The organism is Streptomyces sp. NPDC007189 (genome assembly GCF_040703635.1).
Taxonomy (GTDB): Bacteria; Actinomycetota; Actinomycetes; order Streptomycetales; family Streptomycetaceae; genus Streptomyces.
The window spans coordinates 346,450-371,501 of record NZ_JBEYEY010000008.1 but is presented as its reverse complement, the minus strand read 5'-3'; the positions used below and the strand labels follow the sequence as shown (position 1 = coordinate 371,501).

Below are 25,052 nucleotides of genomic sequence, written 5' to 3'. Positions count from 1 at the left end.
CAGGCGTTCGACCTGATGGACGTGGCGCCCGAGCGGATCGGGCAGATGCTCACCGATCTGGTGGAGCTGTTCGAGGCGGGTGCGCTGAAGCCGCTGCCGGTCACGTGCTGGGACGTGCGCCGCGCGCCGGATGCCTTCCGCTACCTGTCGCAGGCGCGCCATGTCGGCAAGGTGGTGCTGACGGTCCCGGCGCCGCTCGACCCGCAGGGCACGGTTCTGGTGACCGGCGGCACGGGCGGTCTGGGCGCGCTGGTCGCTCGGCACCTGGTCACCGAGCACGGCGTACGGCACCTGCTGCTGGCCAGCCGGCGTGGCCTCGACGCGCCCGGCGCCGCCGAACTAGTCGCCCAGCTAGGCAAGTTGGGGGCGAAGGTTGAGGTCGTCGCCGTAGACGTGACCGACCGCGACCAGCTCTCTACCGCCCTCGGCGCGATCCCCACCGAGCACCCCCTGACCGCGGTCGTCCACGCCGCCGGTGTCCTGGACGACGGCGTGATCTCCGCCCTCACCCCCGATCGGCTGGCCCGCGTCCTGCGACCGAAGGCCGACGCCGTGACCCACCTGCACGAGTTGACCCGCGATGCGGACCTGGCCGCGTTCGTCGTCTTCTCCTCTGTCACCGGCACCTTCGGTGGCGCGGGCCAGGCCAACTACGCGGCGGCCAACGCCTTCCTCGACGGCTTCGCCGCCACCCGCCGCACGGCCGGTCTGCCCGCGACATCCCTGGCTTGGGGTCCCTGGGCACCCGGCGCCGGCATGACAACGGAACTCTCCGAGGCCGACCTGCGGCGTCTTGCGCGGGCCGGCATGCTCCCGCTCGCCCCCGAACAGGGCCTCGGGCTCCTGGACGCGGCGATGGAGCTGGGCGGCGGCCTGGATCGGGCCGTCGTCCTGCCGGTCGACCTGGACCTCGCGGCGCTCCGCCGCCGTACCCCCGAGGACGTTCCGGCGCTGCTGCGTGCCCTCGTCCGTGCGCGGGGCCGCCGCAAGGCCGAGCACGTGGAAGGACGGGGCGGCACCGACCTGCGGGAGCGGCTGCTGGCGCTGCCCGCAGTCGACCGGGAGCGGTTCCTGAGGGACTTCGTGTCGACGCAGGCCGCCACTGTCCTGGGCCACGGCTCCACGCACCAGGTGGAGGCGGAGCAGACCTTCAAGGACCTCGGCTTCGACTCCCTCACGTCGGTGGAACTGCGCAACCGCCTCAACACCGCCACCGGTATGCGGCTGCCCGCCACTGTGGTCTTCGACCACCCCACCCCAGCCGAAGTGGCCCGCCTCATCCTGTCCGAGCTGGTGGACGACGACGGTTCCGCCGAGACCGGTTCCGCTACGGCGCTGCCCGTCGCGGCCGGCGTGGGTGACGATCCGGTGGTCATCGTCGGTATGGCGTGCCGTTTCCCGGGCGGGGTCGGTTCGCCCGAGGACCTGTGGCGGCTGGTGAGCGAGGGCGGTGACGCCATCGGCGCGTTCCCGGCCGACCGCGGCTGGAACCTGGACGCCCTCTACGACCCGGAGCCGGGCACACCGGGCCGTACCTACGTCCGCCAGGGCGGATTCCTCTACGACGCCGCGTCCTTTGACGCCACGCTGTTCGGGATCTCACCGCGTGAAGCGCTGGCGATGGACCCGCAGCAGCGGCTGCTGCTGGAGACCTCGTGGGAGGTCTTCGAGCGGGCCGGTATCGATCCGGCGAGCCTGCGTGGCTCCCGCACCGGTGTCTTCGCCGGTGCCATGGCGCAGGACTACGGCTCCTTCCTCCGCACCGGCGAACACGACTCCGGCGGCTACCTCATGACCGGCAACACCGGCAGCGTCGCCTCGGGTCGTATCGCGTACACCTTCGGTTTCGAGGGTCCTGCGGTGACGGTCGACACGGCGTGCTCCTCCTCGCTGGTCGCCCTGCACCTGGCGGCACAGGCCCTGCGCTCCGGCGAATGCGACCTCGCCCTGGCCGGCGGTGTGACCGTCATGTCCACTCCGGAGACCTTCCTGGAGTTCTCGCGGCAGCGGGGGCTGGCGTCGGACGGCCGGTGCAAGGCGTTCTCGGACGGCGCGGACGGTACGGCGTGGTCCGAAGGCGTGGGCCTGCTGCTGGTGGAGCGGCTGTCCGACGCGCGCCGCAACGGTCACCGTGTGCTGGCCGTCGTCGCCGGGTCCGCAGTGAACCAGGACGGCGCCTCCAACGGACTGACCGCTCCGAACGGTCCCTCGCAGCAGCGGGTCATCCGCCAGGCACTCGCCGGCGCCGGACTCAAGCCCGCCGACGTCGACGCTGTCGAGGCCCACGGCACCGGCACCCCCCTCGGCGACCCCATCGAGGCCCAGGCACTCCTCGCCACCTACGGTCAGGACCGTGAACGGCCGCTGTTCCTCGGCTCGTTGAAGTCGAACATCGGCCACGCCCAGGCCGCCGCCGGTGTGGGCGGTGTGATCAAGATGGTGATGGCGATGCGGCACGGTGTGCTGCCGCGCACGCTGCACGTGGACGAGCCATCCTCGCACGTGGACTGGACGGCCGGTGACATCGCGCTCCTGACGGAGGAGCGGGCATGGCCGGAGAGTGACCGTCCGCGCCGGGCCGGTGTCTCGTCGTTCGGTATCAGCGGCACCAACGCCCACGTCATCCTCGAAGAAGCCCCCCGAACAGCCCCCGGGGCGACGACGGCCGACGGCGACCTGTCCGTCGAGGCCGACGGCCGCAGCCGGACCGTCCTGCTGCCCCTCTCCGCCGCCGAACCCGCGGCCCTGCGCGCCCAGGCGGAGCGGCTGGCGGAGTTCCTGTCGTCCGACCCGGCGCTGTCCCCGCAGGACGTCGGGCTCTCCCTTGCGACGACCCGGTCCGCGCTGGAGCACCGCGCGGTCGTGCTCGCCGCGGACCGGGAGCAGGCCCTGAGCGGCCTCCGGGCCGTCGCCCAGCAGGAGACGCCGGGGCACGTCGTCACCGGCACGGCGGCGGCCGGCAGCGGCCGTACGGCGTTCCTCTTCGCGGGTCAGGGCTCGCAACGGCTCGGCATGGGCCGGGAGTTGTACGAGACCTTCCCCGTCTTCGCCGAGGCCTTCGACGCGGTCGACACCGAACTCCCCTTCGATCTCAAGGCGGTCGTCTTCGGTGACGACGCGGACGTACTGAACCGCACCGAGTACGCCCAGCCCGCCCTCTTCGCCTTCGAAGTGGCCCTTTTCCGGCTGCTGGAGTCCTGGGGTGTGCGCCCGGACGTGCTGCTGGGGCACTCCATCGGTGAGCTGGCCGCCGCGCATGTGGCCGGGGTGTGGTCGCTGGCGGACGCCTGCCGGCTCGTCGCCGCGCGCGGCCGGCTGATGCAGGCCCTCCCCGTCGGCGGGGCGATGGTCTCGCTCCAGGCGTCCGAGGAAGAGGTCCTGCCGCTGCTCGCCGGCCGTGAGGCCGAGGCCGGCATCGCCGCCCTCAACGGCGCCGAGGCGACGGTCGTCGCCGGCACCGCCGAGGCCGTGGAGGAGATCGCCGCGCACTTCCGCGCCCAGGACCGCAAGGCCACCGCGCTGCGCGTCAGCCACGCCTTCCACTCGCCGCTGATGGAACCGATGCTCGCCGACTTCCGGGCCGTAGCCGAGACCCTCACCTACGACCGGCCCCGGCTGACGATCGTCTCCGCGCTCACCGGCGACCTCGCCGACGCGGACGACCTGATGTCGCCCGAGTACTGGGTGCGGCACGTCCGGCACACCGTGCGCTTCGCCGACGGAGTCCGCCGGGTCGCGGCAGAAGGCGCCGCCGTCTGGCTGGAGTTGGGCCCCGACGGCACGCTCACCGCGCTGGTGCGCGCCGAGGCGGGCGCCGACCCGGCCGCGCAGGCGCTGCACGTGCCCGCGCTGCGCAAGGACCGCGCCGAGACCGGCGCCCTGCTCACGGCCGTCGCCGCCCTCCACACCCGCGGTACCGCGCTGCGCTGGTCCGCCCTGTTCGCCGGGACCGGCGCCCGCCCGACCGCACTGCCCACGTACCCCTTCCAGCGGCAGCACTTCTGGCCCGCGACCCCCGCCGCCGCGCCCGGTGACGCGACCGGACTCGGACTCACCGCGTCCGGGCACCCGCTGCTCGGCGCGGAGGTCACGCTCGCCGAGGGCACGGGCGCCCTGCTCACCGGCCGGCTGTCGCTCACGGCCCAGCCGTGGCTGCGCGACCACGCCGTCGCGGGCGCGGTCCTCTTTCCCGGCACGGGCTTCCTCGAACTGGCCCTGCAGGCCGCCCGCCACGTCGGCTGCGCACGCGTCGCCGACCTCACCCTGGAGGCGCCGCTGGTCCTCCCGGAGAACGGCGGTGTCCGCGTCCAGGTCTCCGTCGGCGCGGCGGAGGAGTCGGGACGGCGGACCGTGTCGATCCACTCCCAGGCCGACACGCCGGACGCGGCCCCCGACAGCTGGGTGCGACACGCCACCGGCCTCCTCGACGACGGCACGGACGCCACGGACGAGGCGCACGCGAAGGCCGATTGGGCCGACGGCCCCTCCACTGACGGCGACCGCATCCCGCTGGACGGCTTCTACGAGCGTCTCGCGGACGACGGTTACACCTACGGCCCCGTCTTCCAGGGTCTGCGCGCCGTCTGGCGGGACGGCGACGACATCCACGCCGACGTCCGGCTGACCGCCGACCAGCAGGCCGAGGCCGCACGGCACGGACTGCACCCCGCCCTGCTGGACGCCGCTCTGCACGCCTGGCTCGCCGCCGGGCGCACCGGTGCCGACGGCACCGGTGCGGTACGGCTGCCTTTCGCCTGGAGCGGGGTCACCCTGGCCGCGGTGGGCGCCGCCGCCGTACGGGTCCGGCTCACGCCCGTCGACGAGGACACGCTCGCGCTGACCCTCGTGGACACCGAGGGCCGGCTCGTCGCCCGCGTCGACGCGCTCACCCTGCGGGAGCTCAGCCCCGAGGCCCTGGCCCCGGCGCGGGGCGCCCGCACCGGAGTCGGGGAGGCGCTGTTCCGGCTGGACTGGACCGCGCTGCCCGTGCCGTCCGACGCGCAGGCGGACCGCGACGCCCGCTGGGCCGTCGTCGGCCCGCGCATCGACGGGCTCACGAGCACGGCGGTCGGCCACTACCCCGACCTCGCGGCGCTCGCCGCGGCCATGGACGAGGGCACCGCGCTGCCGCAGTCGGTGCTCGTCACGTGCGGAGGAGAAACCCGGCACGCGGACACGTCGACGCCCGGCACCGACGGCACCCGCCTTCCGGCCCCCAGCCCGGCCACCGCCGGTGCCGCCCCGTCCCCCGGCTCGGACACCACTCGGGCCACCACGGGCGACGGCCCGGGTACCACCGAAGACACCACGGCCCCCAGCTCGGGCACCACCGGAGCCACCACGGCCGCCGGCTCGGACACCACGGCCCACGGCCTGAACACCGCCGAATCCACCACGGCCCCCAGCCCAGGCACCACCGAAGCCCCCACCGTAGAGACCACCCGCACCGCCCTGCACAACACCCTCGCCCTGGTGCAGAGCTGGCTGGCCGACGACCGCTTCGCCGGCGCCCGGCTCGTGATCGTGACGCGCGGTGCCGTGCCCGCCGAGGGAGACGGCGCCCCCGTCGACCCGGTCGCCGCCTCCCTGTGGGGACTCCTGCGCTCGGCCCAGTCGGAGCATCCCGGTCGCCTGACCCTGCTCGACCTGCCGCTGCCCGGCTACGACTCCGGGAGCGCCGGTTCCTCCGTAGCCGCCTCGCCCACCCCCGCCGGGGAACACGGCACGCCCGGCGCGGTGGCGGCCGGCCCGGCCGGAATCGTCACCGCCGCCCTCGCCACCGGGGAACCGCAACTCGCCGTGCGCGGTGCCACCGTGTACGCGCCGCGGCTGGCCCCGGCCGGTCCGGGAGGCAGCCTGCTGCCGCCGCCCGGTGAGCCCCTGTGGCGGCTGGACGTCACCACGCCCGGCACCCTCGACAGCCTTGCCCTCGTCGCCTGTCCCGAGGTCGGCGGACCGCTCGCTCCGGGCCAGGTGCGGGTGGCGATGCGCGCCACCGGTGTCAACTTCCGCGACGTGCTGGTCTGCCTGGGCATGCTCGACCGCGAGGTGCCCGGCCGTGAGGGCGCCGGTGTGGTCCTGGAGACCGGACCGGGCGTCACCGGGCTCGCCGCCGGCGACCGTGTGCTCGGACTGTTCTCCGGCGGGTACGGCCCCGTCGCCGTCACCGACCACCGGCTGCTGGCCCGCGTGCCCGACGACTGGTCCTTCACTCAGGCTGCGGCGGCGCCCATCGTCTTCCTCAGCGCCTACCACGGCCTGGTGGACCTCGCCGACCTGCGGACCGGCGAGTCCGTGCTGATCCACGCCGGCACCGGCGGCGTCGGCATGGCCGCCGTACAGCTCGCCCGGCACCTGGGCGCCGAGGTCTTCGCGACCGCCGCGCCCGCCAAGTGGCCGACGCTGCGCGCGATGGGGCTGGACGACGACCACATCGCCTCGTCGCGCGACACCGGGTTCGAGGAGAAGTTCCTCGCGGTGACCGGCGGTCGTGGCGTGGACGTCGTCCTCAACTCCCTCGCCCGGGAACTGGTCGACGCCTCCCTGCGGCTGCTGCCGCGCGGCGGACGGTTCGTCGAGATGGGCAAGACCGACCTGCGCGACCCGGGCGTGGTCGCCGCCGACCACCCCGGTGTGGCGTACCAGGCGTTCGACCTGCGCGACGTCGACCCCGGACACACCGCGAAGATGCTCGCCGCCGTACTCGGCCTGTTCGAACAGCGGGCGCTGCGTCCGCTCCCGGTGACCACCTGGGACGTGCGCCGGGCCCCGGAGGCGTTCCGGTACCTCAGCCAGGCCCGGCACACCGGCAAGATCGTGCTCACCGTGCCCGACGTACCGGTGGACCTCACCCGCCCGGCCCACCCGGACGACGTACCCGCGACACCGGAAACGGAGCGCACCGGCACCGTCCTGATCACCGGCGGCACCGGCACGCTCGGCGCGCTCCTCGCCCGGCACCTGGTGACCGAACACGGCGTACGGCACCTGCTGCTGACCAGCCGCAGCGGCCCCGGCGCCCCCGGCGCCCGGGAACTCACCGACGAACTGACCGGGCTCGGCGCCGAGGTCACCGTCGCCGCCTGCGACACCGCCGACCGCGACGCCCTGGCCCGGCTGCTCGCCGCGATCCCCGAACGGCACCCGCTCACCGCGGTCGTCCACGCGGCCGGCGTCCTCGACGACGGCATCCTGGACGGGCTGACCCCCGAGCGCGTGGACCGGGTGCTGCGGCCGAAGGCACAGGCCGCGTGGAACCTGCACGAACTCACCCGCGACAGCGACCTGTCGGCGTTCGTCCTGTTCTCCTCCGTGGCCGCCACTTTCGGCAGCCCGGGCCAGGCGAACTACGCCGCCGCCAACGCCTTCCTCGACGGCCTCGCCCACCACCGCAGGGCGCAGGGCCTGCCCGCACTGTCCCTCGCCTGGGGCCTGTGGGACACCGACGCCGGCATGGCCGGCACGCTCGGCGCGGCCGACGTCCGCCGCATCGGCCGTATGGGGCTGGCGCCGCTGCCCGCCGACGAGGGCCTCGCCCTGTTCGACGCGGCGCTCGCCGCCGACCAGGCGCTGCTGCTGCCCACCCGGCTCGACCTGGCGGCCCTCGCCCGCCGCGGCACCGAACCACCCGCGCTGCTCAAGGCGCTGGCCCGCACCCCCGTCCGGCGGGCCGCCGCGCCCGCCGCCACGGCGGGCGGCAGCCAGGATGCCACCGGCGCCGACGCGCCCACCGTGTCGTTCACCGAGCAGCTGCGGCAGCTGCCCGCGGAGGAACGCGAACGGGCCGCGCTGGACCTGGTGCGCACCCACACCGCCGCGGTCCTCGGCCACTCCGACCCCGACGCGGTCGACGCCGACCGGCCGTTCAAGTCGCTCGGCTTCGACTCGCTCACCGCGGTCGAGATGCGCAACCGGCTCGGTACGGCCACCGGACTCACCCTGCGGGCCACGCTGATCTTCAGCTACCCGACCCCCGCGGTGCTCGCCCGGTACCTGCTGCAGCAGTGCGCCCCGCAGGAGGAGCCCGCGCAGCGGCCCGCGGACCTCCTCCTCGCCGAACTCGACCGACTGGAGTCCGCCATGGACGCCATGGACGCCATGGAGGCCGTAGACGCGGTGGACACCAGGGGCGAGCGCGCCCCCGGCGGCACACCCGACGGCACCGGCACCCCCGCCGACGACGGACTGAACGAGAAGGTGACCGCACGCCTCCGGGAGCTGCTGGCCCGGTGGACCGGCGGCACCGGCGGCACGACCCCCACGGCCGGCACCGGACTCGAGTCCGCGACGGACGACGAGATGTTCGACCTCATCAACAAAGAGCTGGGCATTTCCTGACCCCGATACCGACCCCGGACCGATCAGGACCCGACGTCTGTGGACCCCTCGGGGCTCCTCCTAGGAAGTGGCAACGAATGGCGAGCAACGAAGAGAAGCTGCGGGACTACCTCAAGCTGGTCACGGCCGACCTTCGTCAGACACGCAAGCGTCTGCAGGACATCGAGGACCAGCGGCACGAGCCCGTGGCCATCGTGGCGATGGGCTGCCGCTTCCCCGACGGCGCCGACACCCCCGAGGCGATGTGGCGGCTCCTCGCGTCCGGCACCGACGCCGTCACCCCGTTCCCCACCGACCGCGGCTGGGACCTGGAGGCCCTGTACGACCCGGACCCCGACCGGCCCGGCACCTCCTACGTCCGCGAGGGCGGCTTCCTCCACGAAGCGCCCCTGTTCGACGCCGAGTTCTTCGAGATCTCCCCGCGCGAGGCCCAGGCCATGGACCCGCAGCAGCGGCTCCTCCTGGAGACCTCCTGGGAGACCGTCGAACGCGCCGGGATCGTCCCCGCCTCCCTGCGCGGTTCCCGCACCGGCGTCTTCATCGGCGCCATCGCCCAGGACTACCTGCCGCGTTCCCGCAGCGCCCAGGCCGAACTCGGCGGACACCTCCTCACCGGCAGCACCATCAGCGTCGCCTCCGGCCGCATCGCCTACTCCTTCGGCCTGGAGGGCCCCGCGGTCACCGTCGACACCGCCTGCTCCTCCTCCCTGGTCGCGCTCCACCTCGCCGTACGGTCCCTGCGCGCCGGCGAGTGCGACCTCGCCCTCGGCGGCGGCGTGACCGTCATGTCCGGCCCCGAGATGTTCGTCGACTTCGGCCGGCAACGGGCCCTTGCCGCCGACGGCCGCTGCAAGGCGTTCTCCGCCGGCGCCAACGGCTTCGGCCCCGCCGAGGGCGTCGGCATGCTCCTGCTGGAGCGTCTCTCCGACGCCCGCCGCCACGGCCACCCCGTCCTCGCCGTGATCCGGGGCAGCGCCGTCAACCAGGACGGCGCCTCCAACGGCCTCACCGCCCCCAACGGCCCCGCCCAGGAGCGCGTCATCCGCGCCGCCCTCTCCGACGCCGCGCTCACCCCCGGCGACGTCGACGCCATCGAGGCCCACGGCACCGGCACCCCCCTCGGCGACCCCATCGAGGCCGAGGCCCTGCTCGCCACCTACGGCCAGGACCGCGAACGCCCCCTGTGGCTTGGCTCGGTGAAGTCCAACATCGGCCACACCCAGGCCGCCGCCGGTGTCGCCGGCATCATCAAGATGGTCCTGGCCATGCGCCACGGCCTGCTGCCCCGCACGCTGCACGCCGACGAGCCGTCCCCGCACATCGACTGGGCCGCCGCCGACCTGCGCCTGCTCACCACGGCCCAGCCCTGGCCCCGCCAGGACGACCGCCCCCGCCGCGCGGCCGTCTCCTCCTTCGGCATCAGCGGCACCAACGCCCACCTGATCGTGGAGGAACCACCTGCTCCGGCCGGGCAGGAGCGGGACGAGACGACGGCCACCGGAGTCACGACGGCCGGGGCCACGGCGACCGGGTCCGCGGCGACCGACGGACCCGTCGCCGCTGCGGCGACCGGCCGCACGCGTCCTGCCGCCCCCGACGCGCCGCTCCCCTGGGTGATCTCCGCCCGCAGCCGCGCCGCCCTCACGGCGCAGGCCGCCCGACTGCTCGCCCACCTCGATGCCCACCCCGGCCAGCACCCGGCCCGCGTCGGCCACGCCCTCGCCACCACCCGCAGCCTCTTCGAGCACCGTGCCGTCCTCACCGGCCGCACCCACGACGACCTGCGCACCGCCCTCACCGCGCTCGCCTCCGGCACACCCCACCCGCACACCGTCACCGGCAACGTCCGCCCCGGCGGCCGCCTCGCGGTCCTCTTCACCGGCCAGGGCTCACAACGCCTCGGCATGGGCCGCGAGTTGTACGCCACGTACCCGGTGTTCGCGGAGGCCTTCGACGCGGTCGGCGCGGAACTCCCCTTCGACCTCAAGGCGGTCGTCTTCGGCGAGGACGTAGAGGCGCTGAACCGCACGGAGTACGCCCAGCCGGCCCTGTTCGCCCTCGAAGTGGCCTTGTTCCGGCTGCTGGAGTCCTGGGGCGTCCGCCCGGACGTGCTGGCCGGTCACTCGATCGGTGAGATCGCCGCGGCACACGTCGCCGGGGTTTGGTCGCTGTCCGACGCCTGCCGCCTGGTGGTCGCGCGCGGCCGTCTGATGCAGGCGCTGCCGCCGGGTGGTGCGATGGTGGCGCTGCAGGCGTCGGAGGACGAGGTACGGCCGTTCCTCGATGACGTGCGCGTGGGCCTGGCCGCGGTCAACGGCCCTCAGGCAGTGGTGGTGTCGGGTGAGGCCGGCGCGGTGGAGGAGGCGGCCGGGCACTTCCGGGCGCAGAACCGCAAGGTGACGGCTCTGCGTGTCAGCCACGCGTTCCACTCGCCGTTGATGGAGCCGATGCTCGCCGGCTTCCGGGCCGTGGCAGAGAGCCTCACCTATGCCAGGCCGCGCATCCCCGTCGTCTCCAACGTCACCGGACGCCCCGCCACCCCCGAAGAACTGACCTCCCCCGACTACTGGGTTCAGCACGTACGGCGCCCGGTCCGCTTCGCCGACGGCGTCCGCGCCCTGGCCGAACGCAAGGCCGGCCGCTTCCTGGAACTGGGCCCCGACGGCCGGCTGACCGCCCTCGCCCAGGACTGCCTGGACGGCGGCACCGAGATCTTCGCGACCGCCCTGCGCCACGACCGCCCCGAACCGGAGAGCCTGCTCACCGCCCTCGCCCAGCTCTTCGTCACCGGCCTCCCCGTGGCGTGGGACACGGCGTTCCCCCAGGACGGCACCGCAACGGCCGGACAGGAACCGCTGGACCTGCCGACCTACGCGTTCCAGCGCCGCCGCTTCTGGTCCCGGGACACCGGCTCCACCCCCGGCGACCTGCGAGCGGTGGGTCTGGGTTCGGCGGAGCACCCGTTGCTGGGTGCGGCGGTGGAACTGGCCGGTGGTGACGGTGAGGTGCTGCTGACGGGCCGTCTGGCGCCGGGGGCGCAGGAGTGGCTGCGTGACCATGTGGTGGCCGGTTCGGTGGTGTTCCCAGGGACCGGCTTTCTGGAGCTGGCGTTGCGGGCCGGTGAGTCGGCGGGCTGCGACCGGGTGGAGGAGCTGACGATCGCGGCGCCGCTGGTGCTGCCTGAGCGCGGTGGTGTGCGGGTTCAGGTACGGGTCGGCGCGGCGGACGACTCCGGCCGGCGCCCGCTGGAGATCCACTCCCGCGCCGAAGACGCCCTCGACACCGACCCCTGGACCCTGCACGCCACGGGCATCCTCGACACCGATGCAGCCCACCGATTCAGCGGTGCCTACGACTTCGCCGTGTGGCCACCGCAGGAGGCGGTCGCGGAGCCCGTCGAGGAGGTGTACGAGCGTTTCGCGGGACTGGGTCTGTCGTACGGGCCGGTGTTCCGCGGCCTGCGGAGCGTCTGGCGGCGCGGTGATGAGGTCTTCGCCGAGGTCGCCCTGCCCGAGGAGCAGGAGACGGCCGCGGGACGGTTCGGTCTGCATCCGGCGTTGCTGGACGCCGCGCTGCACGCGGCGCTGTTCTCACCGGTGTTCGGTGACGGCCGGGCCCGGTTGCCGTTCTCGTGGGCCGGGGTGTCGCTGTGGGCATCGGGAGCGCGGGAACTGCGCGTGCGGCTGGCCCCGGTGGGTACCGACACGGTCACCCTCGAACTCGCCGACGCGGCCGGTGAGTTCGTCGCAGGTGTCGAGTCGCTGACGCTGCGGGAGGCTTCCGGCGCCCTGACCGCGACCGACGCCGGCCGGCAGCACAACCTCTTCCAGATCGACTGGGCGAAGATCCCCGCCAACGTGGGCCCGGCACCGGCCCAGCCCCGCACCGCACTCCCCGGACCCGATGAGGAGGTCACCGGTGACCTCCTCATCCGCGTCGAACACCCGGCCGGCGACGACGCAGAGGCGGCACACGCGCTCACCGCGGACGTACTCGGCCTGGTCCGTGAGTGGCTGGCGGAGGAGCGGTTCGAGGGCGCTCGGTTGGTGGTCGTGACCGAGGGTGCCGTCGCGATCGGTGAGGAGGACCCCGACCCGGCTCAGGCCGCGGTGTGGGGTCTGGTGCGTGCGGCGCGGGCGGAGGCTCCGGGGCGGTTCGTGCTGCTGGACGTGGACGGTGCGGAGGAGTCGTGGGCGGTCGTCGCGGGGGCGTTGGCTTCGGGTGAGCCGGAGTTGGCGGTGCGCGGTGGGGCTGTGTACGTGCCTCGGCTGGGCCGTGCGTCGACAAGCGTTCTCACGCCGCCGGTGGGGGAGTCGTCGTGGCGGCTGGACATCGTCGAGAAGGGCACGCTGGAGGGGCTTGCTCTCACGCCTGTCGACGCGCGGTCGGAGCTGGGGGAGGGGCAGGTTCGGATCGCCGTTCGCGCGGCCGGCGTCAACTTCCGTGATGTGCTCAACGCGCTCGGCATGTATCCCGGTGACGCCAAGGACTTCGGTCTCGAAGGCGCGGGTGTGGTGACCGAGGTCGGTCCCGGGGTGACCGAACTGGCCGTCGGTGACCGGGTGTTCGGCATGTTCTCGGGCGCGTTCGGGCCGGTGGCGGTCGCGGATGCGCGGACGATCGCCCGGATTCCGGCGGGCTGGACGTTCGCGCAGGCGGCTTCCACCCCGATCGTGTTCCTCACCGCCTACTACGCGCTGAACGACCTCGGTGCGCTGCGCGAGGGCGAGCGGATCCTGGTGCACGCGGCAGCCGGTGGTGTCGGTATGGCGGCGACGCAGCTGGCCCGCCATCTGGGTGCCGAGGTGTTCGGTACCGCGAGCACGGGCAAGTGGGGCACGCTGCGGGCGGCTGGTCTGGACGACCGGCACATCGCCTCGTCACGTGACACTGACTTCGAGGCGGCGTTCCTGGCCGTGACGGACGGCCGGGGTATGGATGTGGTCCTGGATTCGCTGGCCGGCGAGTTCGTGGATGCCTCGCTGCGGTTGCTGCCTCGTGGTGGTCGCTTCCTGGAGATGGGCAAGACCGACATCCGCGACGCGGAAGTGGTCGGGCACGAGCATCCGGGCGTGATCTACCGGGCGTTCGACCTCTGGGACGCCGGTCCCGACCGGATCGGGCAGATGCTGGCCGACCTGGTGGAGCTGTTCGAGGCGGGTGCACTGAAGCCGCTTCCGGTCACCTGCTGGGACGTGCGCCGCGCCCCGGACGCCTTCCGCCACCTGTCGCAGGCCCGCCATGTCGGCAAGGTGGTCCTCACGGTTCCCGCGCCGCTCGACCCGCAAGGCACGGTCCTGGTGACCGGCGGCACGGGCGGTCTGGGCGCACTGGTCGCCCGGCACCTGGTCACCGAGCACGGCGTACGGCACCTGCTGCTGGCCAGCCGGCGTGGCCTCGAGGCGCCCGGCGCCGCCAAACTCATCTCGGCACTCGGTGAGTTGGGTGCTCGGGTTGAGGTGGCCGCCGTAGACGTGGCCGACCGCGACGAGTTGTCCGCCGCCCTCGACATGATCCCGGCCGAGCACCCGCTGACCGCTGTTGTCCACACGGCCGGTGTCCTGGACGACGGCGTGGTCTCCGCCCTCACCCCCGACCGGCTGGCCCGCGTCCTGCGGCCCAAGATCGACGCCGTGACCCACCTGCACGAGCTGACCCGTAACGCGGACCTGGCCGCGTTCGTCGTCTTCTCCTCCGTCGCCGGTACCTTCGGCAGCGCGGGTCAGGCCAACTACGCGGCGGCCAACGCCTTCCTGGACGCCCTCGCCGGTGTGCGGCGCGCAGCCGGCCTGCCCGCCACCGCGCTCGCCTGGGGCCCCTGGTCACCCGGCGCCGGCATGACAGCGGAACTCTCCGAGGCCGACCTGCGCCGCATGGCCCGCGAGGGCATGCAGCCGCTCGAACCCGACGACGCTCTCACCCTGTTCGACGCCGCGCTGGAGTCCGGCGCGGCGCTCGAACGGGCTGCCGTGCTCCCGGTCGACCTCGATGTCGCCGCTCTGCGCAAGCGTCGGCAGGACGTCCCCACCCTGCTGCGCGGGCTCGTCCGTACGCCGGCGCGCCGAGCCGTGGAGACTCAGGCCGCCGTCGGGGGGACCGCCGATCTGCGGCAGCGTGTCGCGGGGCTGCCCGTGGGGGAGCGTGAGAAGTTCCTGCGGGACCTCGTGTGCGGCCAGGTCGCCTCCGTCCTGGGCTACACGTCCGCCGCCGACGTGGACGCGGACCAGCCCTTCAAGGCCCTCGGCTTCGACTCGCTGACCTCCGTCGAACTGCGCAACCGCGTCAACGGCGCCACGGGTATGCGGCTGTCCGCCACCCTGGTCTTCGACTATCCGACCCCCGCCGTGCTCGCCCGTCACCTCCTGTCGCAGCTGTCCGACGGCCAGGACGACAGGGAGCCCTCCGCCTCCGCGCTGCCCGCGCCGGTGGGCGTGGGTGACGATCCTGTCGTCATCGTCGGTATGGCGTGCCGTTTCCCGGGTGGGGTCGGTTCGCCGGAGGACCTGTGGCGGCTGGTGAGCGAGGGCGGTGACGCGATCGGCGCGTTCCCAGGTGACCGGGGCTGGGACCTGGACGCTCTCTACGACCCCGAGCCTGGCCGGGCGGGACACACGTACGTCCGCGAGGGCGGATTCCTCTACGACGCTGCCGAGTTCGACGCCGCGCTGTTCGGAATCTCTCCGCGTGAGGCGCTGGCGATGGACCCCCAGCAGCGGCTGCTGCTGGAGACGTCGTGGGAGGTGTTCGAGCGGGCCGGTATCGATCCGGCGAGCCTGCGCGGCTCCCGCACGGGCGTCTTCGCCGGCGCGATCACACAGGACTACGGCTCGTTCATGCGCGCGGGTGAGCACGACTCGGACGGCTACCTCCTCACCGGTTCCACCGGCAGCGTGGCGTCCGGTCGTATCGCGTACACCTTCGGTTTCGAGGGTCCTGCGGTCACGGTCGACACGGCGTGCTCGTCCTCGCTGGTCGCCCTGCACCTGGCGGTGCAGGCGCTGCGGGCGGGGGAGTGTGATCTGGCGCTGGCCGGTGGTGTGACGGTGATGGCCGGTCCCGAAATGTTCGTGGAGTTCTCGCGGCAGCGGGGGCTGGCGTCGGACGGCCGGTGCAAGGCGTTCTCGGACGGCGCGGACGGCACGGCGTGGTCGGAGGGCGTGGGTCTGCTGCTGGTGGAGCGGCTGTCGGATGCCCGCCGTAATGGTCATCGTGTGCTGGCCGTCGTCGCCGGGTCGGCGGTGAATCAGGACGGTGCGTCGAACGGTCTGACGGCGCCGAACGGTCCCTCTCAGCAGCGGGTCATCCGCCAGGCACTCGCCGGCGCCGGACTGAAGCCCGCCGAGGTCGATGCCGTCGAGGCCCACGGTACGGGCACCCCGCTGGGTGACCCGATCGAGGCACAGGCGCTCCTCGCCACCTACGGTCAGGACCGTGAACGGCCGCTGCTTCTCGGCTCCTTGAAGTCGAACATCGGCCACGCCCAGGCCGCTGCCGGTGTGGGCGGTGTGATCAAGATGGTGATGGCGATGCGGCACGGCGTGCTGCCTCGCACGCTGCACGTGGACGAGCCCTCATCACATGTGGACTGGACGGCCGGTGACATCGCGCTTCTCACCGAGGAGCGGGCATGGCCCGAGAGTGACCATCCGCGCCGGGCGGGTGTGTCCTCGTTCGGTATCAGCGGCACCAACGCCCACGTCATCCTCGAAGAAGCCCCCGACACGCCTGCGGAGACCCCCGAGTCCGCGACTGCCGATCCCGAGGCCGCCCCCGCCCTCGTCCCGGTGATCCTGTCGGGCGCCGGTGGCTCGGCCGTGCGTGCTCAGGCGGAGCGACTGCGGAGCTGGCTGGAGAGTTCCGCCGGGAACGACGTCCGCGTGGCCGACATCGGCCTGGCGTCCGTCACCACGCGCACGGTGCTGGAGCACCGCGCCGTCGTCCTCGCCGCCGACCGGGACGAACTGCTCGCCGGCCTGAACGCCTTGGCCCACGGCAAGACGGCAGCGGGCCTCGTTCAGGGCGCCGATGCCCGGACCGGTAAGACAGCCCTGCTCTTCGCCGGTCAGGGTTCGCAACGGCTCAGTATGGGCCGGGAGTTGTACGAGACGTACCCAATGTTCGCGGAGGCCTTCGACGCGGTCGGCGCGGAACTGCCCTTCGACCTGAAGGCGGTCGTCTTCGGCGAGGACGCAGCGGCGCTGAACCGCACGGAGTACGCCCAGCCCGCCCTGTTCGCCTTCGAAGTCGCCCTGTTCCGGCTGCTGGAGTCCTGGGGCGTACGCCCGGACGTGCTGGCCGGTCACTCCATCGGGGAGATAGCGGCGGCGCATGTCTCCGGTGTGTGGTCGCTGTCCGACGCCTGCCGTCTGGTGGTGGCGCGCGGGCGGCTGATGCAGGCCCTCCCGGCGGGTGGCGCGATGGTGGCGCTGCAGGCGTCGGAGGACGAGGTCCGGCCGTTCCTCGACGACGTGCGCGTGGGCCTGGCCGCGGTCAACGGCCCGCAGGCGGTGGTGATCGCCGGCACCGCCGAGGCCGTCGAAGAGGTCGCGGCGCACTTCCGGGAGCAGGACCGCAAGGTGACGGCACTGCGCGTCAGCCACGCGTTCCACTCGCCGTTGATGGAGCCGATGCTCGCCGACTTCCGCAAGGTCGCCGAGAGCCTGGCGTACGGGCGGCCGGAGGTGCCCCTCGTCTCCACGGTCACTGGTGAGACGGTGCACGCCGAGGAACTGATGTCCCCGGAGTACTGGGTCGGCCACGTCCGCCGGACCGTCCGCTACGCCGACGCCGTACGCACCCTCGCCGAGCAGAATGTGACGCGCTACCTCGAACTCGGTCCCGACGGCACCCTCACCGCCCTCGCGCAGGCCACCCTGGACGACACCTCGACCGCCGTGCTGGCCCCCGCGCTGCGCAAGGACCGGCCGGAGGCGCCGGCGCTGCTGGCTGCCGTCGCCGCGCTGTTCACGCACGGCGGTGACGTGGACTGGCGGACGCTGTTCGCCGGCACGGGGGCACGCCCGGTGGAGCTGCCGACGTACGCCTTCCAGCGGCGGCGGTTCTGGCCCTCGGCCGCTCAGCGCCCCGGCGACCTGGCCGCGGCCGGGCTCGGGGCGGCCGGGCACCCGCTGCTCGGCGCCGCCGTCGCCCTCGCGGGCGGCGGGACGGTCCTCACCGGACGGCTCTCGCTGCGCTCCCACCCGTGGCTGCGCGACCACGCCGTCCTGGGCGCGGTGGTCTTCCCCGGCACCGGCTGGGCGGAACTGGCGCTGCGGGCCGGCGCCGAGGTCGGCTGCGACAGGGTCGAGGACCTGACGATCGCCGTGCCGCTCGTGATACCGGAGCAGGGCACCGTCCGCCTCCAGGTCACCGTCGGTGTCGCGGACGCGTCGGGCCGGCGCACGGTGGAGGTGCACTCGCGCCCGGACGAGGCCCCCGACGACACGCCCTGGACCCTGCACGCCGACGGCGTCCTCGCTCCGGCACCGGTCGTCGACGAGCCGGGCTTCGACCTCGTTCAGTGGCCGCCGGCGGGCGCCGAGGCCCGGCCCGTCGACGAGGCGTACGAGCGGCTGACGGCGACGGGACTGACGTACGGTCCCGTCTTCCAGGGGCTGCGCGCGGTGTGGCGGCGCGGCGACGAGGTGTTCGCCGAGGTCGCCCTGCCGGAGGGGCACGAGACGCTCGCCGGCCGGTGCGCGGTCCACCCCGCCCTGCTGGACTCCGCCCTGCACGCCGTCCTGTTCGGTCCCCTCGGCGAGGCGGGAGGCGCCGGACGGCTGCCGTTCGCCTGGAACGGGCTGTCGCTGTACGCCTCCGGTGCGCGCGCCCTGCGCGTACGGATCGCCCCGGCCGGAACCGACGCGGTCGCCCTCCAGCTGGCCGACCCGGCCGGAGGCGCGGTCGCCGCCGTGGAATCCCTGGCCCTGCGCGAGGTCCCGTCCGACGACCTGACGGCCGCTCAGGCCTCGACGGCTCCCTCCGGCACGTACCGCATCGAGTGGATACCGGTGCCGCTTGCGGCCCGGACCGCCGACGAGGACACAGCACCGAACGCGGGTGCCACCGTCGTCCTCACGGACCGCGCCGGCGAGGACTACGCGGGGACCGCCGCCCTGGCCGGCACGTTCGCGGCCCGCACCTGGTCCGAGCTGACGCGGGCCGTCCACGACGGCGACCCCGCGCCCCGCACGGTCCTGCTGCCCTGGGCGCGCCCCGCGACGACCGACCCGGCGGGGCCCGCCGTCGGCGCCGCCCACGCCGTCACCGCCGACGCGCTCGCCTTCGTACAGGAATGGCTGGCGGCCGACGAGTTCACCGACACCCGGCTCGTCGTCGTCACCCGCGGCGCGGTGGCGGCCGACGCGCAGGAAGAGCCGGACCCGGCGCTGGCCGCCCTGTGGGGCCTGGTGCGCGCGGCCCGGACCGAGAACCCCGGCCGCCTCGCCCTGGCCGACCTGGACGGCGCCCCCGAGTCCCGTGACGCGCTCGTCGCCCTCCTCACCCGGCCCGCCACCGCCACCGAGGAGACCGAACTCGCCCTGCGCGAGGGCACAGTGCTCGCCCCTCGGCTGGTCGCAGAGCCCCTGACCGCACTCTCCCCCACAGGCACCGACACGGACCCAGACCCGAGCGGTAACCCCGGCGCGGACTCCACCCCCAACCCCACCACCCGCCTCGCCGCCGGCACCGTCCTCGTCACCGGCGGCACCGGCGGCCTGGGCGCGCTCGTCGCCCGGCGTCTGGTCACCGAGCACGGGGTGCGCCACCTGCTCCTCGTCGGCCGGCGCGGCCCCGACGCGCCCGGTGCCGCCGAACTTGTCGCGGAGCTGACCGGACTGGGCGCCGAGGTGACCGTCGCCGCCTGTGACGTGGCCGACCGTGCGGCGCTGGAGGCGCTGCTCGCGGCGATTCCCGAGGACCGGCCGCTGACCGGTGTCGTCCACACGGCGGGCGTCCTCGACGACGGTGTGCTGGCCTCCCTCACCGAGGAGCGGCTGCGGACGGTGCTGCGTCCCAAGGCGGACGGCGCCGACCACCTCGACGCGCTCACCCGCGAACGGGACCTGGCCGCGTTCGTGCTGTTCTCGTCGGTCTCCGGCACGTTCGGCGGCGCCGGGCAGGCCAACTACGCGGCCGCCAACGCCTATCTGGACGCCGTCGCCGTGCGTCGCCGCGCACGCGGGCTGCCCGCCGTGTCGCTCGCCTGGGGTCCGTGGGCGCCCGGCGCGGGCATGACCGGCGAGCTGAGCGAGGGCGATCTGCGCCGTATGGCACGCGGCGGGGTCCGGCCGCTCGCCGTCGACCGCGGCCTGGCCGTCCTGGACGCCGTGCTGCGGCACAGCCCGGGCGCACTGCTCCTGCCCGTCGACCTGGACTTCCGTACCCTGCGCGAACTGCCCGACGTGCCTGCGCTGCTGCGCGGCCTGGTGCGCGGCCCGGCCCGGCGGGCCGCGCACACCGGCGGGCACGGCGCCGGCGGCGGCGAGCTGCGGGCGCGGCTGGCGGCCCTGCCCGCCGCGGAGCGCGAGCCGTACCTGCTGGAGCTGGTCTGCGACCTGGTGGCGCAGGTGCTCGGCCACGCGTCGGCCGCCGACGTGACGCCCGGCCAGGCGTTCAAGGCGCTCGGCTTCGACTCGCTGACCTCCGTCGAGCTGCGCAACCGCGTCAACGCGGCCACCGGGCTGCGGCTGCCCGCCACCCTCGTCTTCGACCACCCGTCGCCCGCCGCGCTCGCCCGGCACCTGCTGACCGCGCTCGCCGACGACGCGACCGGGCCGCGCGGCGAGGCCCTGCCCGCCTTGCGGGGCGTCCACGACGACCCGGTCGTCATCGTCGGCATGGCGTGCCGCTACCCCGGCGGAGTCGAGTCGCCCGAGGACCTGTGGCGGCTCGTCACCGAGGGCGGCGACGCCATCGGCGACTTCCCGGCCGACCGCGGCTGGGACCTGGAGGCCCTCTACGACCCCGAGCCCGGCCGGCTCGGCAAGACCTACGTCCGCCGCGGCGGCTTCCTGTACGACGCCGCGTCCTTCGACGCCGGGCTGTTCGGGATCTCGCCGCGCGAGGCGCTCGCGATGGACCCCCAGCAGCGGCTGCTGCTCGAGGTGTCCTGGGAGGTGTTCGAGCGGGCCGGGATCGACCCGACGGCGCTGCGCGGCAGCCGCACCGGTGTGTTCGCCGGCGTCATGGGGCAGGACTACCACTCCTGCCTGCGCGAGGGAGAGCACGACTCCGACGGGTACCTGCTGACCGGCAACACCAGCAGCGTCCACTCCGGCCGCATCGCCTACACCTTCGGCCTGGAGGGCCCGGCGATGACCGTCGACACCGCCTGCTCGTCCTCCCTGGTCACCCTGCACCTGGCCGCGCAGTCGCTGCGGGCCGGGGAGTGCGACCTCGCGCTCACCGGCGGTGTGATGGTGATGTCCACCCCGGACACGTTCGTCGACTTCAGCCAGCAGCGGGGCCTCGCCTCCGACGGCCGCTGCAAGTCCTTCGGCGCGGGAGCCGACGGCACCGCCTGGTCCGAGGGTATCGGCATGCTGGTGCTGGAGCGGCTGTCCGACGCCCGCCGCAACGGGCACCGCGTCCTCGCCGTCGTCGCCGGTTCGGCGGTGAACCAGGACGGTGCCTCGAACGGTCTGACGGCGCCCAACGGCCCCTCGCAGGAGCGGGTCATCCGGCAGGCGCTCGCCGGCGCCGGGCTCGGGCCCGCCGACGTGGACGCCGTCGAGGCCCACGGCACCGGCACCCCGCTCGGCGACCCCATCGAGGCGCAGGCGCTCCTCGCCACCTACGGCCAGGACCGCGAACGGCCGCTGTGGCTCGGCTCGTTGAAGTCGAACGTCGGCCACACCCAGGCCGCCGCCGGGGTCGGCGGTGTGATCAAGATGGTGATGGCGATGCGACACGGGCTGCTGCCGCGCACCCTGCACGCCGACGAGCCGTCCCCCTTCATCGACTGGACCGCGGGCGACATCTCCCTGCTCACCGAGAACGTCGAGTGGCCGCGCCCCGACAACCGCCCCCGGCGGGCCGGCGTGTCGTCCTTCGGCATCAGCGGCACCAACGCCCACGTCGTCATCGAGCAGGCCCCCGAAGAGGCGGTCGGCGAACAGCCCGTGGAAGCGGGCGAGTTGCCCGTGACGCCCGTGCTGCTGTCCGCCGCCTCCGAGGAGGCCCTGCGCGGGCAGGCCGAACGGCTGTGGGCCCGCGTCGACGGCGACACCGGCCTGCGGCTTGCCGACCTGGGCCTGTCCGCCACGCGCCGCCCCTGGCTGGAGCACCGCGCGGCGGTTCTCGCCGCCGACCGCGACGAACTGCTGCACGGCCTGCGCGCCCTCGCGGCCGGCGCGCACCACCCCGGCGTCCTCCTCGGCACCCCCGACCGCTCCGGCCGCCGGGTCGCGTTCCTGTTCGCCGGCCAGGGCTCGCAACGGCCCGGTATGGGCCGGGAGTTGTACGAGACGTTCCCCGTCTTCGCCGAGGCCTTCGACGCGGTGGACGCCGAACTGCCCTTCGACCTCAAGGCGGTCGTCTTCGGCGAGGGAGAGGGCGAGCGCGAGGCCGAGGGCCAGGCCGAGGGCCAGGGCGACGGTGCGGGCGCGGACGTACTGAACCGCACCGAATACGCCCAGCCCGCCCTGTTCGCCATCGAAGTCGCCCTGTTCCGGCTGCTGGAGTCCTGGGGCGTACGGCCCGACGTGCTCGCCGGGCACTCCATCGGCGAGATCGCCGCCGCGCACGTCGCCGGGGTCTGGTCCCTCGCCGACGCGTGCCGGCTCGTCGTGGCGCGCGGCCGGCTGATGCAGGCCCTCCCGGCGGGCGGTGCCATGGCCGCCGTCGAGGCGACCGAGGACGAGGTGCTGCCGCTGCTCGGCGACGGCGAGGACGTGGGCATCGCCGCGGTCAACGGCCCGCGGTCGGTGGTGGTGTCCGGCGCGGCCGGGGCCGTCGAGGAGATCGCCGCCCACCTCCGCGCCCAGGGACGCCGCGTGACCGCGCTGCGCGTCAGCCACGCCTTCCACTCCCCGCTGATGGAACCCGTCCTCGAGGAGTTCCGCGCCGTGGCCGCGAGCCTCACCTGCGCCGAGCCGCGCATCCCGATCGTGTCCACGCTGACCGGCGAGATCGCGACCGCCGCAGAGCTGACGTCGGCCGAGCACTGGGTGGAACACGTGCGGCGCCCCGTCCGCTTCGCCGACGCCGTGCGCAGGCTGGACGAGCAGGGCGCGGGCCGGTTCCTGGAGCTGGGTCCCGACGGCACGCTCACCGCGCTCGCCCAGGGCTGCCTGGACGGCGACGGCCACCTGCTGACGCCCCTGCTGCGCAAGGACCGCCCGGAACCGGCGAGTCTGCTCGCGGCCGTCGCCGAACTGCGCCTGCACGGCGGGCAGGTGGACTGGAACGCCGTCTTCGCGCCCACCGGTGCCACCGTCGTCGACCTGCCCACCTACGCCTTCGCCCACGAGCGGTTCTGGCCCGAGGGCGCCAGGCCCGGCGGCCGGACCGGCCCGGGCGCCGACGACCGCGCCGACTCGGCGTTCTGGACCGCCGTGGAACGCGGTGACGCCCGCGCGCTGGCCGGCTCCCTCGGTGTGGCCGAGGACGCGCTCGACGCACTGCTGCCCGCCCTGAAGAACTGGTGGCACGGACAGCAGGAGCAGTCCCGCGTCGACGACTGGCTGTACGGCGCCGGCTGGAAGCCCCTCGGCACCGTCTCGGGCAGCGCCCTGCCCGGCCGCTGGCCGGCGGTCCTGCCCGCCGGGGCGTACGACGACCCGTTCGTCCGCTCGGTCCTGGACGGCCTCGCCGCGAACGGCGCCGAGCCGGTCCCGGTCACCTGGGAACCCGGCACCGTCCGCGCCGAGTTGGCCGCACGGCTGACCGAGGCCGCCGGGGGCCAACCGGTCGCAGGCGTCCTGTCCTTCCTCGCCCTGGCCGACCGGCAGCCCGAGGACGCCGGCGCCGGCACGCGGAGCACCGCCGACGATCCCCTCCCGGCCGCGCCCGCCGCCACCGCCGTCCTGCTCCAGGCCTGGGGCGACACCGGCATCACCGCCCCGGTGTGGGCGCTGACCACCGGGGCCGTCTCGGTCAACCGGTCCGACCGGGCGCCCGACCCCGCGCAGGGCGCCGTCTGGGGACTCGGCCGGGTCGCGGCGCTGGAGCAACCGGACCGCTGGGGCGGCCTGATCGACCTGCCCCCGGTGGTCGACCGGCGCGCGGCCGGCCGGCTGGCCGGTGTACTCGCGGGCCGCGCCGGGGAGGACCAGGTGGCGATCCGGGCGACCGGCGTGTTCGGACGCCGTCTCACCCGTACGGCCCCCGGCAGCCTCGGCGCGGGCTGGCGCCCCTCGGGCACCGTGCTGATCACCGGCGGCACCGGTGCGCTCGGCGCCCGGGTCGCCCGCTGGGCCGCCGCCCGCGGCGCCGAGCACCTCGTCCTGATCAGCCGGCGCGGACTCGACGCCCCCGGCGCGCCGGAACTGCGCGACGAACTGACCGCCCGCGGCACCCGGGTGACGGTCGCCGCCTGCGACGCCGCCGACCGCGACGCGCTCGCCGCGCTGCTCGCCCGGCACCCCGTGGACGCGGTCGTGCACACCGCGGGCCTGCTCGACGACGGACTGATCGAGACGCTCACCCCGGAGCGGTTCGCCGCGGTGCTGCGCGCCAAGGCGGTCGCCGCCCGCCACCTCGACGAGCTGACCCGGGAGCGGGAGCTGTCGGCGTTCGTGCTGTTCTCGTCGTTCGCCGGTGCGATCGGCTCCCCGGGCCAGGGCAACTACGCCGCTGCCAACGCCTACCTGGACACCCTCGCCGAACGGCGCCGGGCGGCCGGGCTGCCCGCCACCTCCGTGGCCTGGGGCCCGTGGGCGGAGGACGGCATGGCCGCCGGCGGCGGCATCGAGGAGTACCTGCGCCGCCGCGGTCTGACCGGCCTCGACCCCGACCTGGCGCTGGTGGCGATGGAACGGCTCGCCGCCGGGGACGACCCGGCCGCGGTCGTGGCCCGCGTCGACTGGAGCCGGTTCGCGCCCGCGTTCGCGGCGGGCCGGACCACCGCCCTGCTGGCCGGTGTGCCCGAGGCGGAGGCCGCGCTGCGGGACGCCGCGTCGGGGGCGGACGCCGACGCGCTGCGCGGGCGGCTCGCCGGACTCGACGCCGCCGCACGTTCCGCCGCGCTCGTCGAGCTGGTGCGGGAGCAGGCGGCCGTGGTCCTCGGCCACGCCCGCGCCGATGCCGTCGACCCGGCCCGCGCCTTCCGCGAGGCGGGCTTCGACTCGCTGACCGCCGTGGAGCTGCGCAACCGGCTCGCCGCGGCGACCGGGCTGCACCTGCCCGCCACCCTGGTCTTCGACTACCCGGCGCCGGCCGACGTCGCCCGGTACCTGGACGCCGAACTCACCGGACCCGGCGGCGGGCGCGCCGGGAGCGGGGTCGTCGCCGAACTGGACCGGCTGGCGCAGACCCTGGCCGCCGAGGCCGACGCGGCGGGCCGTGCCGGCGGCGAGGCCCACCAGGAGATCACCGCCAGGCTGCGGCACCTGCTGGCGGTGTGGACCGGCGCCGACCCCCTCGCCGACGACGGGACGGACGGCACGGACTCCGTACTGGACACGGCGACGGACGACGAGATGTTCGACCTGATCGACAAGGAACTCGGGATCTCCTGACCCCGGCCCGGGCGACGGGACCGGTCACGGCTT

At 74.6% G+C, this 25,052-nt stretch carries 2 protein-coding genes; both read left to right on the top strand.

The window, feature by feature from the left end; translation table 11 throughout:
• Window positions 1–21 precede the first annotated feature (21 nt).
• Window positions 22–8,337: an SDR family NAD(P)-dependent oxidoreductase gene (locus tag AB0950_RS19495; RefSeq protein ID WP_366779066.1), complete on the top strand. Its 8,316-nt coding sequence runs from the start codon at window positions 22–24 to the stop codon at window positions 8,335–8,337.
• A 77-nt stretch (window positions 8,338–8,414) separates the two neighbouring features.
• The gene (locus tag AB0950_RS19490; RefSeq protein WP_366779059.1) at window positions 8,415–25,019 is read left to right on the top strand and encodes a type I polyketide synthase; all 16,605 of its coding nucleotides are present in this window, start codon (window positions 8,415–8,417) and stop codon (window positions 25,017–25,019) included.
• Window positions 25,020–25,052 lie beyond the last annotated feature (33 nt).

Excerpts from the sequence above, each read along its gene's own strand:
- AB0950_RS19490 (WP_366779059.1), top strand. The coding sequence starts at position 8,415 with ATGGCGAGCAACGAAGAGAAGCTGCGGGACTACCTCAAGCTGGTCACG.